Annotated in this window: 12 protein-coding genes; 4 read left to right on the forward strand and 8 right to left on the reverse strand. The window is 42.7% G+C overall.

From position 1 onward, the window contains the following. Positions 1–293 precede the first annotated feature (293 nt). Positions 294–944 (forward strand): DsbA family oxidoreductase, encoded by a 651-nt coding sequence (locus CXF88_RS04140; protein WP_101085574.1) that lies wholly within the window; start codon positions 294–296, stop codon positions 942–944. A gap of 70 nt (positions 945–1,014) precedes the next feature. On the opposite strand, the gene CXF88_RS04145 is transcribed toward CXF88_RS04140, so the two are convergent. Further along, the gene (locus tag CXF88_RS04145; RefSeq protein WP_101085576.1) at positions 1,015–1,293 is read right to left on the reverse strand and encodes a hypothetical protein; all 279 of its coding nucleotides are present in this window, start codon (positions 1,291–1,293) and stop codon (positions 1,015–1,017) included. A 331-nt stretch (positions 1,294–1,624) separates the two neighbouring features. On the opposite strand from CXF88_RS04145, the gene CXF88_RS04150 reads away from it, so the two are divergent. Next, positions 1,625–2,062 carry an OsmC family protein gene (locus CXF88_RS04150; protein ID WP_101085578.1) on the forward strand — a complete coding sequence of 146 codons (438 nt, stop codon included), beginning with the start codon at positions 1,625–1,627 and terminating at the stop codon, positions 2,060–2,062. A 115-nt stretch (positions 2,063–2,177) separates the two neighbouring features. Here CXF88_RS04150 and CXF88_RS04155 read toward each other — a convergent pair whose 3' ends face one another. The 4 genes from CXF88_RS04155 to CXF88_RS04170 form a co-directional block, all read right to left on the reverse strand. Next, complete coding sequence (locus tag CXF88_RS04155) at positions 2,178–5,474, reverse strand: S41 family peptidase (RefSeq protein ID WP_101085580.1); 3,297 nt, start codon at positions 5,472–5,474, stop codon at positions 2,178–2,180. Between the two features lie 203 nt (positions 5,475–5,677). Next, a complete protein-coding gene (locus CXF88_RS04160) occupies positions 5,678–6,526 on the reverse strand; it encodes a hypothetical protein (RefSeq protein ID WP_101085582.1) in 849 nt (282 codons plus the stop codon). Continuing rightward, positions 6,523–7,140, reverse strand: a complete 618-nt coding sequence (locus tag CXF88_RS04165; protein WP_197708418.1) for a sigma-70 family RNA polymerase sigma factor — start codon at positions 7,138–7,140, stop codon at positions 6,523–6,525. The genes CXF88_RS04160 and CXF88_RS04165 overlap by 4 nt, the downstream gene beginning before the upstream one ends. 21 nt (positions 7,141–7,161) lie before the next feature. Further along, the gene (locus CXF88_RS04170) at positions 7,162–8,994 is read right to left on the reverse strand and encodes a VWA domain-containing protein (RefSeq protein WP_101085586.1); all 1,833 of its coding nucleotides are present in this window, start codon (positions 8,992–8,994) and stop codon (positions 7,162–7,164) included. A gap of 304 nt (positions 8,995–9,298) precedes the next feature. Between CXF88_RS04170 and purE the strand changes: the two genes are divergently transcribed. Together purE and purK are read left to right on the forward strand one after the other, a co-directional pair. Beyond that, a complete protein-coding gene (purE, locus tag CXF88_RS04175) occupies positions 9,299–9,790 on the forward strand; it encodes a 5-(carboxyamino)imidazole ribonucleotide mutase (protein WP_101085588.1) in 492 nt (163 codons plus the stop codon). Then, the gene (gene purK / locus CXF88_RS04180) at positions 9,790–10,875 is read left to right on the forward strand and encodes a 5-(carboxyamino)imidazole ribonucleotide synthase (RefSeq protein ID WP_101085590.1); all 1,086 of its coding nucleotides are present in this window, start codon (positions 9,790–9,792) and stop codon (positions 10,873–10,875) included. Before purE ends, purK begins: the two co-directional genes overlap by 1 nt. 264 nt (positions 10,876–11,139) lie before the next feature. On the opposite strand, the gene CXF88_RS04185 is transcribed toward purK, so the two are convergent. From CXF88_RS04185 to gshA, 3 genes are all read right to left on the reverse strand, one after another. Continuing rightward, positions 11,140–11,757, reverse strand: coding sequence for a hypothetical protein (locus tag CXF88_RS04185; protein ID WP_101085592.1), 618 nt, complete (start codon positions 11,755–11,757; stop codon positions 11,140–11,142). 186 nt (positions 11,758–11,943) lie between these two features. Further along, the gene (locus CXF88_RS04190) at positions 11,944–12,378 is read right to left on the reverse strand and encodes a hypothetical protein (RefSeq protein ID WP_101085594.1); all 435 of its coding nucleotides are present in this window, start codon (positions 12,376–12,378) and stop codon (positions 11,944–11,946) included. Between the two features lie 2 nt (positions 12,379–12,380). Next, on the reverse strand, positions 12,381–14,000 hold the full coding sequence (gene gshA / locus CXF88_RS04195) for a glutamate--cysteine ligase (protein ID WP_101085596.1): 1,620 nt from the start codon (positions 13,998–14,000) through the stop codon (positions 12,381–12,383). Positions 14,001–14,259: the final 259 nt, after the last annotated feature.

Consider the following 14,259-nt stretch of genomic DNA (forward strand, 5'->3'; position numbering starts at 1 on the left):
TCAAGCCTATAATGTGTTTTATATCTACTTGTATACTTTAACAGCGACAACATTGATAAACGTGCATGGGGTATATCTAATTGACCTAACCCTTACATTGATTAAACATCAGATTACTGATTAAGTATAGACACAATTTAGTCCCAAAGGTTGCAACTTTTGTGTTGTTTACACAAGTGATGGTAAACCAATCAATTAACCGCTAAAAACAGTTAATTTATAAGCAATTATACTTATTTTATTTTTATAGACTTAGCTAAATTAAGTCGAATTAATCATTAACAGGAACATTTATGACGACTAATCAGCTCCAAATTGACATTATTTCCGACGTAATGTGTCCGTGGTGCATTGTCGGTTATCGCCGACTTGAACAAGCATTGAGCAAATTTGATGATTTAGAAGTTACATTGCAGTGGCATCCGTTTGAGTTAAATCCAGCAATGGGGCCTGAAGGGCAACATTTAGGCGAGCACATTGCTGAAAAATACGGTTCAACACCTGAGCAAAGTGCTCAAAATCGTCAACGGTTAACCCAAATGGGTGCCGATTTAGGCTTTGAGTTTAACTTTTCCGACTCATCACGTATTTACAACACGTTACTGGCCCACCAGCTACTGTATTGGGCTGCCGAGTCTGGTAAGCAAACTGACTTGAAATTGGCGCTGTTTAGCAGCTATTTTACTGAGCAGAAAAACCCCGATGACATTGAAGTACTCATTGAAGCTGCAGCAAAGGTAGGGTTAAATGCTGATGAGGCTCGTGCTGTGCTCACCGACAAACGCTTTGAAGCTGCTGTAAAAGAGGAAGAGCAACTGTGGATCAGCCGCGGAATTCAAGCCGTACCTGCCATTGTGTTTAATCAACAATATTTAGTCTCTGGCGCACAAGATCCCGACACTATTGCTGAGTTGATTACCAAACTGACTACAGAAGAAGCTTAAGCCGTTTTCATTAAACAAACAAAACCCAGCTTTAGCTGGGTTTTGTTTGTTACGAGGCAATCACTTAAGCCTAGTTCAACTTGGTAACTAATAAGGTTGGCGATTCAGTGCTTGAACCTGTCACCGTAAAGCAATAGGTACCGACGCTTGTGGCATTAAAGTGCATGTTGGCGCCTTTTTCCACTAAGGTTTTCAACACCCCTTCAGTCACAGCGTCATCACCGGCTATTGCGCTAAAGTCAATTGTCGACCAATCTGCTGTCGCTATTTTAAATTCATTATCATCGGTAGCTAACGCAATATCGACGTGGTAAATGACATAGCACAGCACATATGCATTGATTACCAATAGATAGTCTTCCGTTTTTTTAAAACAGATAGTCTTTCGTTGTTTTAAAACAGATAGTTAAATAGTAATAAATCCATCTAAAAAGCTGATTTAAATGGTATTTAAATCGCTTTAATGGAAAAGGCTTTATCAATTTTGTTTGTATCGATTTCGCCACATGTAGTGGTCGTTTCGGTTTGACTATTTAGCTCAAATTAATGGACATTAAGGTACGCCTAGTGTTGAATCAATAGAGATGTGTTACCGTTTGGTGAGTGACCGCTTTTCAGGGTAATACACGCTAAATTAAGTTGTTATAAACACCACTTTTATGTGGTTTGGGGAGTACAAAATGGGCTTTAAATTAACGGTAAATTGGCAGTCTTCACCAAGTGAGGAAGGTGAATTTAATCGCGACCATGAGGTTAAGTTTGGTACAGGGCAAACGATTCAAGCGTCATCAGCCCCTGAATACAAAGGCAATGCCGATAAAGTGAATCCAGAAGAAAGCTTACTGGCTGCTTTGTCTTCTTGCCACATGTTGACCTTTTTAGCGATTGCCCATTTAAAGCGACTGCCTGTTGCCAATTATGTTGATAATGCTACTGCTGATTTAGGTAAAAATGAAGCAGGTAAAGTCGCCGTGGTTAAAATGACATTAGTGCCTAAAGTGACGTTTGCAGAAGGGATTGAAGTTGACGCAGAAACGTTAGCGAAGATACATGAAAAAGCCCATGCAAATTGCTTTATTGCTAACTCATTAGCATGCGAAGTTGAAATAAAGCAATAAGCTTTTTACTGTTTCGCTGTTTTAATGTTTTAATGTTTTAATGTTTTAATGATAACCCTCTCAACATGACGCTGAGAGGGTTATTTTTTATTGGTTTACTGAAGCCAATTTAAAGTTATTTGGCTTTTATGTCAGATGCTTTACCTATTTTTGGCATTGGCAAGCCTTGTAATGGCGCAATAGGTTGTTGTACTAGTTCATCTTTCAAATAACTGATAGCAGCATCAAGTTGTGCATCTTTACCGCTAAAAGTGGCATAAGGTAAGTTATCGACTTCAATGTCTGGCTCAACCCCGTGACCTTCAACAACCCAACGCCCATCGATGGCATATTGTGGGTATTCTGCCACTCGTGCCATGCCTTTATCGGTCACCGAATTGCGACCCGATAACCACACTCCAGCGCCCGCAGTTTGCTTACCGATAATAGGCGCAATGTTTAGCGCTCTAATTCCGGCAGAAAAAGTCTCACCATCTGAGTAGGTCATTTGATCGGCTAATATCACTAAATGGCCTCTAAAGGTTTGCTGCATGTTTGCGTTGGTGCTGCCATGAGTTGGCTGCCAAAATGCCCATGCACGGCGTAACAGTTTTTCGATAATCCAACTGTCGATATTGCCACCACGATTGCGACGAACATCGATGATTAAGCCATCTTTGTCGTAATTGGTATAAAACTCGCGAGCAAAGCTTTCGACATCACCGCTGCCCATGGCATATAAGTGTAAATAACCAATATTCCCTTTAGAGGCTTTAGCCACTTTGTCGCCGTTATGCTCAACCCAATCAAGGTAACGCAGCTTGGCATCGGTACCTATATCATGGGGAGTTACTATGGTATTGATGGCTGTTTTACCACGGACTAAACCGAGCAACACTTGCTTGTTGCCTTGGTTTCGCAGTAGTTGAGTCACATCAGCAATGTTAGTGATTTTCTTACCATTGATGCTCGCAATCACATCACCTTCTTTCGCATCAACCTCAATACGGGCCAGTGGTGAGGCTGATAACGGCAACTCAGGGTCGGTTTGATAAATATGGCTTATGACCACGCCTTTATCGGTTTGTGTCAGCCTAGCTCCTAACGCAGCGGCTTTGGCTGCATCGGCATCTTGGGCAATATCTCCACCTCGTACTTGTGAATGTAATGAGTTCAGTTCACCCATCATTTGGGTGAAAATATCATTCAGCTCATTACGATCGGTCAGTCTGTCTACCAAAGGTTGATATTTAGCTTTAGCTGCTTGCCAATCTACGCCGCGCATTTTTGGATCAAAAAACGAATCGCGATGCATTAACCACGCATCTTCAAAAATTTGTTGCCATTCTTGCTGCGGAGAAATACTTAATTGCCATTGGTCGGTGCTGACTTTGGCGCGCGATACATCGCTGGGCAGTTTGTCACCGGCATCGACAATCATAAGGCTTTTAGGATCAGACTGTTTGCGCAGCATGATTTTACTGCCATCTTTTGATAACGAATATTGGCCGACATCTTCACCAAAGGTGTCGACTTTAATATTGAGCGGGTCAAACTTAATCAGTTTTAGCTCGCTTTTATCTTGGCTGCCATCTAATAAATACAGCTTATCTTTGGTTGCGGTTAAGCTATTGTAGTTACCTGCATCAACTGGCACTTGCCATAAGCGTTGGTTTAATCCGTCCCACTCTACTTTGACTTTTGCTGGGGTGTCTTGGTCTTTACTGTCAGCTTTTTTAGCGTCTTTGTTAACGGTAAGCTCGGTTGGTTTGGCAAACGGAAACGACGCTTTAGCATCTAACGCTAAGGCAAACACTTGAGTGCGCTTGTCAAAAATCGGCCCCATGTTACGGTCGCCCCAAGGCGAGCCAGGATTGGCTTTAAATTCGCGGTTAGACAAGAAATACAACCATTTACCGTCGTGGCTAAAACTAGGCGAAAAAGACTCGTATTTGTCTGTAGTCAAGGTTTGTGATTTTGACTCGTTAATGGAATACAACACAATTTGCGGACGTTGTTTGCCAATCTCAGCCTTGGTTAGCGCAATAAATTGACTGTCGCCAGACCATTTTATGTCTTGGTAAGGGCCTAAACCTTCGCCATTTTTAATGATTTTTTGGTTATTGTTGCGACTTAAATCGAGTAACCACACATTACCCATGTAATCGTCATGCACTAAATAACGGCCATTTGGTGATAACGATAAACTGGTGCGTAAGGTGCTGCCATCTTTAGTAAGTTGCTTAGCACCGGCAGAACCGTCGGCAGGATATTGCCAAATTTCTTGTTCGCCAGACGCATCGCTAATGCCATAAACCCATTTGCCGTCATCACTTAATAGTGCATCACGTACACGACTATCGGCGGGTGACTCTATTTGCACTAAACGGCGACCGTCGTTACTGGCAATAGCTACATGGCTACGGGCCGTTATGACGACGTTATCGCCTTGATGAGAAAATACTGTCGAGGTGGCGTAATCCATTGGGTCGTTAACCCACTGTTCGCGGCGATGCGTAAAGTCGCTGGTAAGCTCTATGGCTACTGTTGATTCCGCAAGATCGGCTAGATTAAGTAACTTAATGTCGGCGCCCTGCTGAAACACAATACGGCCGTTATTAAGCTGAGCGTCACGCACTTGCCAGTCGGAATATTGAGTGTGTTGCTTAATGTCTTTGCCATCTAGGGTCATTGACCAAATGTTGTCATTGCCAGATTGATCACTGACAAAGTAAACACGTTGGTTCCATAGCATTGGCTGTTTAACCGAGCCTTCGTGGGCGTTGGTTAACTGTTGTGCTTCTTGTTTACTGCCTAACTTATAACGCCAAATTTCACCTTTAGCGCCGCCGCGATACACTTTGACATTGTCGCCGCTAACTTGCAGACCAAATTGGGTAAAATAAACATATTCACCTTTATCATCAATGGTGCCTTCGACTGCGTCAGCTAACGGTAAATCGGTAATGGTTAAGGATTGTGGGTCAACGGTTTTAAGCACCCAAAAGTTAGCCGGGCCAAAGGCGTTGTCGGTTGAATACAATACTTCGCCAGATGCCGTCCAACCTTGCAGACGTACTCGACTGTTTTCAAAGCTCACCCGTTTAGCTACGCCGCCTTGAATCGGCATCACATACACTTCGGTAGCGCCTTCATAATTGGCAGTATATGCCACCCATTTACCGTCTTTAGAAATGGTTGCGTCCAACTCTTCAGCCGCTAAACTGGTTAAGCGGCTGGCTTTAGTTTGGTTATTTTTTTGACTGAGTTCTGTGGTCCAAAGATCGCCTTCGGCAGTAAACACTAAGGTTTGATCGTGTAATGCAGGAGCGCGGTAATAGCCTTGATTAGAGGCGTTGGCGAATATCAATGATGAACACGCTAAAGTGCCTAGTGCCAACATACAATGCGCAACGGAGCGACGAAGTTTCATGGTGAGGAGCTTCCTTATAAAGTCGATAATTAGAGATAACGCGTTATCGAGTAGGCTATTTTTATTGATTGATTCACGTTATCAGAGTTATGCCAATTGTTGCAGTACAAAAATGTAACGAACCTCTACAGGGAACAAAAAACGGCTAAGCAATAATTGCTTAGCCGTGGGTATTTTACCGTCTTAGTATTCTGGTATTTTGCTTACTGCGAAGTCAGTTGCAGTACAATTTTATGGTATTGCTCATAAAGTGGATGCGACGGATCTGATAACTCAGGAAAGCGTTGATCTATGGTGATCATATAACGCTCAGCTTGAATCAGTTTATTGTCGGCCATTAATACTTTTAAACGAGCCAAGGCAACATCAGCAGTATCTAACTCAATGTCCCCTTTTAACGAACCATTAAATGACTGTTTCACTTGCTGTACCTCCTTGGCATTACTGCGTGATTGCAGATCTAATGCTTTCTTTTGTGCTTCTGTATTTACTTTGGCAGGTGCTGGCGCTGCACTCATTGCCGCGGACGATGTATCTGCCATTTGAGATTCAATGGATCCATTGCTATCAGAGCGATTGTCATCAGATGCTTCACTGATTGCATCGCGATTTCTTGACTGATTATTTACAGGTGCCGATTTCATCGACAATCCCTGCACTGCAATGGATTCTGCTGCTGCGGCATCTTCAACTGGTGATTCAGTTAGTTTAGGTACATCCGATGTCGATTTGGCCTGCTTAAATGGTGGCTGCTGAGCAGGTACGCTTTGCTCCAAGTCAGAACCAAGGTTTTTTTGCAAACTTGGATTTAATATAAATAATCCCGCCACCAGCAACACTGAGGCAGCACTTGAGTACACCCATGCATTGCGTTGCCAGATTGATTTTTTAGCTGAACTGGCTTTAGATACATTAGCCTCCGAACGCGCCTTGGTTAATATGGCTTCATCAAGTTTTGCAGAAGGTTGCTCTAATGGTTGTTGATGATAAGCATCTTTGATTTCAGTTTGTAATGCAGTGAACTCTGCATCATGATCTTGTTGCTGACTCATAACGTTGTCTCCTGCCTTTGGGTAGCAATACATTGCTTAATACTCTGATATGCATAACGAATACGACTTTTAGTTGCTTCTAAAGTCACATTAGCAATGTCGCTTATCATGGCGGCGGTCATGCCCATTTCAATGTTGAGCAAAAAAGCTTCTTTTTGCACTGGCGGTAACTTAGCAATGCAACCCTTCATCATATCGGCTTGTTGCTGCTGCTCAACTTGCGGCTCGGGCGAAGCTTGATCGTCGGCTTGTAAGCAGTCCATGGTTTGATCTTCGCCAAGCGGGGTCACTTTATCGAGAGGCTTAACGGCTCGCACATGGTCAATCAATAAGTTATGGGCAATTTTATATAACCAAGTGGTGAATTTGGCGGTGACTTGATATTGCCTCGCAGCATTAATCACCTTACCCCAGGTGTCTTGATACAAATCTTCGGCGAGCTGCTGGTCATGTAATTGACGCACAAAATAACGATACAAAGGGCCTTTGTGTTTAAGGTATAAGGCCTCGAACGCGCGTACGTCACCGGCTTGGTAGTCGAGCATCAGTTGCTCGTCACTTCCCACTAGGGGAATTAACGACTCATCCTTAGGGTGTATTGATGTTTGCACCATTTTATCCTTTTTGTGACGCATTTATTGGCTAACCCAACGAGTATCAGGTTCAGTCATCAAAACCTGCTTATCAAGTACACTTGCAGTTTTTAACATTTGCACAAACTCATGGCGATAGCCAAAACGGTCTTGGCCCATTGCAGACTCAGCAAGTGTAATTAACTTAGCATAATCAGTATCGTGGACATAATTATTCTGATTGAGTAGCTGACCAAATCCAGCGACTGCCGCGGCAAACCTAAAGTCATCGCTGGCTTGATGCAAATGAGTCAGCTGCTGCTCACGACTAATGGGATAGGCGATTAATTGACTGGTTTGTTCGCCAATCGCTTTATAACGCAGCTTTAAATAAGCCACTTCATTTACAGTGTGTTGATGAACTTTAGCATCATCTATTTGCGTTGATTCCGTGGCGGCATAACGCAGCGGATCAACTAGGCGATTATGGCTGTCGTTATAACGGATTTCATATAATGCAGTAACGGTATGACCCGCACCAATCTCCCCTGCATCAACGGCGTCGTTATTAAAGTCACTACGATTTAACAACCGATTTTCGTAACCAATCAGTCGATATTCTGAGACCAATGCGGGGTTAAATTCAATTTGCACTTTAACATCGTGAGCAATGGTTAACAGTGTGGCACTGAGTTGATCAACTAGTACTTTTCGTGCTTCATTTAAGGTGTCGATAAAGGCATATTGACCGTTAGCTTTATTCGATAATTGCTCCAACAAATGGTCGTTGTAACTTGCAGTACCCGAACCTAGGCCAAAACCAAGCGTTGATAAGCCAATACCCTTTTTGCTTTGACTGGCAACGAAATCGACCAATTGCTGATGATCTGTTATTCCCAAGTTAAAGTCACCGTCGGTAGCTAATATGACTCGGTTACTTCCGTTTTCGATAAAGTGCTTTTGCGCTAATTGATACGCCAACTCAATACCTTGGCTGCCGTTAGTGCCACCTTGCGCATTTAACTGACTTAGGGCTGTTTTAATGGCAGTAAAGTCATTACCTGCGACACCGTCAAGCACTACACCGCTGGCACCGGCGTACACCACAATCGATACTTTATCTTGCGCCGATAATTGCTGACTCAACATCAGCATGGCTTGTTTCAATAATGGCAATTTATCAGCAGATGACATAGAGCCTGACACATCAAGCAGTAACACCAAATTACTCGCACCAAGCTTATCAGCCGCAACATCAAAGCCTTTAATACCAATGCGTAATAACTGAGTATCAGCATTATACGGTGATGGTGCTAATTCAGTATTAACCCTAAATGGCTGCTCAGTGGTTGTCGGTACTGGGTAGTCATAGCTGAAGTAATTGACTAACTCCTCTACCCTAACGCTATTCTTTGCCGGCAGTTGGCCTTGACTAATTAATCTGCGCGTAGTGCTGTAACTGCCAGTATCAACATCGATTGAAAACGTCGATACCGGCGTTTCGCCTGCTACCATATTGCCGTTTTGTACTAGCGACTCAAATTTGTCATTAACATTAGGGGCTAATAACAAGCTGCGATCGCTTGCGCTGACATGCTGAGGACTCACAATACGCTGCGCCATTGACGATGCCATGACTTTAGCGCTGCGATGCACCTCCTTTGATCCTTGGTATGCATCAGCCTGTGGCTCAGATGCCATCACTAAACCTGCTACCTCAGATAACTCGGGACGCGCTTGTGCAGAGGAATCCGTTTTACTCTCGGATTGAATTTTAGAAGCGGGCTGACTTTGTTTCGCACTGTCTTTGGATTCTTGCGCACAACCACCGATAATAATCGCACTAATCACGATGGCTAATACACTGCGAGTGAGTTGCTTATGGGTATTGTTCATGGTTATTTTCCTCATCTATCGACTGATTATTCATTTTGGTCACGTCAACAAAGTGACTTTGCATACAGCTAATAACGAGCGCGATGAGCAAAAGGGTTATTGATATAAAATGTGTTTAAGTAGTTTTCGTATTTAGAAACTGAGTGTTAGCCTCAAGAAACACTGAAATGAAGCCAACAGAGCATGGCTTATGCTATTATCTAGCACCTTTTTTATCGCCTTAATATTGACGTTAACCGCCGCTATACTCTAGTGAGCAAATTAACTAAATATACTAATAGAATAAGTACGTTAAGGAGTTAACATGCAAGCCCTAGTTGCTGTTGTAATGGGTTCGAAAAGTGATTGGCCTACAATGGAAGCCGCCGCTGAAATTATGGATAAGTTACAAGTGCCTTATCATGTTGAAGTTGTTTCAGCTCACAGAACACCAGACAAGCTAATGGAATTTGCAAGTTCTGCTGCAGATAAAGGCTATAAAGTCATTATTGGTGGCGCAGGCGGAGCAGCCCATTTACCAGGCATGATCGCCTCTAAAACGCGTTTGCCAGTGTTGGGTGTCCCAGTACAAAGCAAGGCGCTATCTGGTATGGACAGTCTATTGTCTATTGTACAAATGCCTAAAGGGATTGCCGTTGGCACCTTGGCCATTGGTACTGCCGGCGCGTTTAACGCAGGTTTATTAGCCAGCCAAATTTTGGCGATTAGCGATGCAGCTTTAGCTGAGCGTTTAGAAGCATTTCGTGATGAGCAAACTCGCTCGATCCTTGATAATCCCGATCCGAGAGAAGACTAATGACGTTGCCAAAAAATCTTTGGGTATTGGGTGACGGTCAATTAGGTGCCATGCTCAGTCATGCTGGTCAGCCGTTAGGCATTAATGTGCGCCCAGTCGATATTATGACGCCATCAGATGCACAATTACCGCTAGAAGCTGACGACATCATTACCGCTGAACGTGAACAATGGCCTGAGTCGCAGTTAAGTTTACAACTCAGCCAACACCCACATTTTATTAATGGTCCTGTGTTTGGCCGTTTAGCAGATCGTTTTAGCCAAAAAAGTCTACTCGATGAATTAGCGGTCGCCACATCACCATGGCAATTAGTTGATGACAATACCAGCACTGAAGCGTTACATAAGGCTTATGGTGAACGGGTATTATTAAAACGTCGCACCGGTGGTTATGACGGTAAAGGTCAACACTGGCTTAAACAGGCTGAAGCAACAACCATCCCTGCCGATTGGCGCAACGAAGCCATTGCAGAACAAGCGATTAACTTTGATGAAGAAGTGTCGTTAGTCGGCGTGCGCACCCAAGATGGCCGCTGCTTATTTTACCCACTAGCACTTAACTTACATCAAGACGGTATTTTAATGGCCTCTATCGCGCCATTAAGCCGCTTAGCACCTTTGCAAGCAGAAGCTGAAGACATGTTAAGCAAGGTCATGCATGACCTTGAATACGTGGGTGTGATGGCAATGGAATGTTTCCGTGTTGGTGAACACTTAATGGTAAATGAGTTAGCGCCACGGGTGCATAATTCTGGCCATTGGACTCAAGCAGGTTGCCACATTAACCAGTTTGAATTGCACTTACGTGCCTTATGCAATTTACCTTTGCATCAACCACAAGTGAACTTTCAATGTGTGATGGTTAACCTAATTGGTGTTGATAAAGACGACCGTTGGTTAAGCCTGCCAAATGCTGAACTGTTTTGGTACAACAAAGACGTTCGTGTTGGTCGCAAAGTGGGTCACTTGAACCTGTCAGTGCATAATAAAGCGATGTTAGATGACAGTATTAGCCAACTAAAAGCGTGGATGCCACAGCAATATCAAGCACCATTAGATTGGATTTTGGCAGAGTTTGCCCAATAGCTGGGTTAAACAGGCTGGTTAAATTAGTTTGTAAAATCAATTAAACAAGTCATCAAATCTGTTTATTAGGACGTTACCTAAAGACACACGAAAAAAGGAGCCTAGGCTCCTTTTTTGTTATTGATTTTTTGTTATTGATTTTTTGTGATTGAATGATTTTTTATGATTGAATACTTTCTTGTGATTGAATAGCTAGGAATTTCGCTTAAAACGCTAATCATTGTTCACCGTCATCAGTAAGCCGCTACACAAAGTCACTCTGACTTAATCAAAGAATACTCGCCATAACCACGACGAATCTAAATCTTCTTTGCATTGATGATACTGCGCAGCGTAGCGTTTTGAACGTTTGTCGACTTTATTGGCTACAGGCGTTAACCATCTTTTGGCTTTATAGCTGCCACGTTTATAACCGCCCCAACCTTCGTGATAATTTAAGTATTGGTTTTTAGCATCCCACTTAGACACACCATTAATTTTATGGGTTTTGTAAATAAACCAGCCCATAAAGTCCATCGCATCATCAAAATCACTGCGGCTAGACCAATTGTTACCGGTTTCGCGAACGTAATCATCCCACGTCATGGTTTTAGCTTGTGCGTAGCCATAGGCATCGCTGGCTCGTCCGGTGGGGATAAAACCTAAAAAGTATTCCATTGGTGGTGCGGCATTGTGTTTGAATGAACTTTCTTGGTACATCATCGCTAAAGGGACATGTACTGGAACGCCCCATTTTTCACGGGTATCTACTGCGGCTTCATACCAAGAACGGTGTTCTTTAAAAATAGCACACAGATTATCAGGCTCTTTCGGAGGCGAGGTGGCACAACCTGCTAATGACAGTAATACAATTGCGCTAACGACACCTAAAAAAAACTTCATAACACCTCTACCAGTACCTAAGATATTGATTCTGGGCTCAGTTTTACATCAATTAAAAACCAATGCAATTATCGTTACATTTTTTGTTGCATTGTTTTATAAGTGAACACCCATTATTTCAACAATGCGCCTCAAACTGAAAAGATTGAGTGACCCTGATTGAGCACATAATTGATGGAGTGGGTATTAACGTTTCATTTCACATTGATGAGATTCTGTTTGCCAAATAATTGGCTGCCAGTAGCCCTGATTTTGACCAATATAGATTTTATCGGTATTGAATTGAGCTGCTATATGATAACGCTGATCGAGTTCAACATTAACAGTCAATACTTTCACTTTACGGGCCGATAATGACACTTTTAATTCTGGTGAGTTAATCAGTTCTGCCACTGTAAATGCATGCTCACCTGGCGATAATAGGTAATTGGGTCTTGAAATAACCGCCACGCCATCTAAGTGAGTGACCACGACACGGTATAAGTTGGCACTGTTATCAGGTGCTAAATAACTCGACACAGTACCGCACTCTACCATTTCATCTGGCGATGAAGCACAGCCATGTAAAGCTAATGCCGCTACCGCTACAAGCAGTGCTCGCCAAGATGAATAAGCTTGCATGATTACTTCGCCTCGAAAGTGCCTGCAGGAACAAGATCATTAAAATAGTGAGCGAGGAAAGTCGCAAAATTATCTTGTGGTTGAGCCTCTAAACTGTGCTGCTCAAGCAAAGATTTTTTAGCCTCGTTTTCATAGCTTTGCTCGACTTCATCACTTAATGGGTAATGGCTTAAAAATTCATGATAATCATTTGCCAGTTGTTTAACCCACACGCTATGGTCGGTGCCTTTAACCACGACTTCGTTGATCACTCGCCCTGATAAGGTTTTATCTGGATCATCGATAGCTTCAGACCAAGTGCTTAAGGCTGTTTGGTAAGCATGGCTATCATCACCGTCGAGTAGCTTCGCGATTGTGTTTAATTGTCCAAATAACTCGTGCATCCATTGCGTTAAGCTAATGGTCTTACCGTTACGTTGTAATTCAAGTCCAGGTTTACGGCCTTCTAATACTACGGCTTTCAAGTTAGCGGCAATCTCTGCGTCGCCGACGGCATCGGTATCTTCAGATGGCGATAATAAGCAGTACAATAAAAATAGGTCTAGGAAACGTACTTGAGTTGCATCTATCCCAACAGGGCTAAATGGATTAACGTCTAAGGCACGTACTTCAATATACTCAACACCTGCACGTGCTAAAGCTTGTGAAGGTTTCTCGCCTTTTTGGGTGACACGTTTTGCACGGATTGGCGCGTAAAATTCATTTTCAATTTGCAAAATATTACTATTGAGTTGGCGGTATTCACCGTCCACATTGATACCAATTTCTTCAAACTTTTTCGATGGCATTTTAATTGCCGCGCCAACGCCTTCAAGATAATCAGGCAATGAGTTATAGCTAATATTAAGCGTGTCTTGTTCTTTGTTGGTATAGCCTAGATCACTCATGCGCAATGAGGTTGCATAAGGAAGGTATAAGGTCCCTTTACCGGTTTTTTTAAATTCGAAATCGACGTCTTGATCTTTTATAAATGAACTGCATAATGCTGGCGTTGAACCAAATAAATACGGTAACACCCACACTAAACGACGGTAGTTACGGATCAGTCCAAAATAAGATTCTGAGATAAAGTCTTCAAAGCTGATATTTTTACTGCAACAAGCGGCACTGTTGGTCATCTTGTCATCATACAAACGTTGCCATAAATCTTGCGACACCGAAAAGTTAAAATGAACCCCAGAAATGATCTGCATTAATGCACCATAACGATGAGTTAACCCTTTACGATATAAGGTTTTCATTTTACCGTTATTGGAGCTGCCATATCGTGCGACAGGAATATCACTGACTTCACCTACGTAACATGGCATGCTGACAGGCCACAATTTTTGGCCGTTAAGGTTACGCACACTGTAAGCGTGGGTTTGCGTTAACCCCTCGAGCAAATCATCAATACTGTGACAGACTGGCGTAATAAATTCTAATAAGGCTTCGCTGTAATCAGTGGTAATGCGCGAATGGGTCAGAGCAGAACCGAGCGCTTCTGGGTGTCCGTCTTGTGCTAAATGGCCGTTTTCATCAATACGCAATGCTTCACGTTCAATACCACGTAACATGCCCAATAAAGCCTCACGGCCTTGAGTGTCGCTTAAGTGTTCGACTTTTTCATTGAAAGACTTCAATTTACTACTCTCTTTTATGGATTCGCATTGCGAGTAAACAGCTAGACCTGATAATAAACGAGATTATTACTGAAAACGCGAAAAAAAATGTAACTCAGTATAATTAGCGTGTTTATGGGTGTTAAATTAAAAAACGGCAACACAAGTTGTCACCGTTGATAGAGCCTTAAACATTATCTTTTATTTGCAAAAATAACCAACACCGTATGGTATTACGATTAAAGCACATAATTTAGCTCAACCTATATTTATAATAGAC

Source organism: Shewanella sp. ALD9, from assembly GCF_002836315.1.
GTDB lineage: Bacteria > Pseudomonadota > Gammaproteobacteria > Enterobacterales > Shewanellaceae > Shewanella.

What these genes read in the sequence shown, in the direction of transcription:
- CXF88_RS04165 (WP_197708418.1), bottom strand. Translation starts at nt 7,140, where the DNA reads ATGGTGCAAACATCAATACACCCTAAGGATGAGTCGTTAATTCCCCTA.
- purK (WP_101085590.1), top strand. Translation starts at nt 9,790, where the DNA reads ATGACGTTGCCAAAAAATCTTTGGGTATTGGGTGACGGTCAATTAGGT.
- CXF88_RS04185 (WP_101085592.1), bottom strand. Translation starts at nt 11,757, where the DNA reads ATGAAGTTTTTTTTAGGTGTCGTTAGCGCAATTGTATTACTGTCATTA.
- CXF88_RS04170 (WP_101085586.1), bottom strand. Translation starts at nt 8,994, where the DNA reads ATGAACAATACCCATAAGCAACTCACTCGCAGTGTATTAGCCATCGTG.
- CXF88_RS04160 (WP_101085582.1), bottom strand. Translation starts at nt 6,526, where the DNA reads ATGAGTCAGCAACAAGATCATGATGCAGAGTTCACTGCATTACAAACT.
- purE (WP_101085588.1), top strand. Translation starts at nt 9,299, where the DNA reads ATGCAAGCCCTAGTTGCTGTTGTAATGGGTTCGAAAAGTGATTGGCCT.
- CXF88_RS04140 (WP_101085574.1), top strand. Translation starts at nt 294, where the DNA reads ATGACGACTAATCAGCTCCAAATTGACATTATTTCCGACGTAATGTGT.
- CXF88_RS04155 (WP_101085580.1), bottom strand. Translation starts at nt 5,474, where the DNA reads ATGAAACTTCGTCGCTCCGTTGCGCATTGTATGTTGGCACTAGGCACT.
- CXF88_RS04190 (WP_101085594.1), bottom strand. Translation starts at nt 12,378, where the DNA reads ATGCAAGCTTATTCATCTTGGCGAGCACTGCTTGTAGCGGTAGCGGCA.
- CXF88_RS04150 (WP_101085578.1), top strand. Translation starts at nt 1,625, where the DNA reads ATGGGCTTTAAATTAACGGTAAATTGGCAGTCTTCACCAAGTGAGGAA.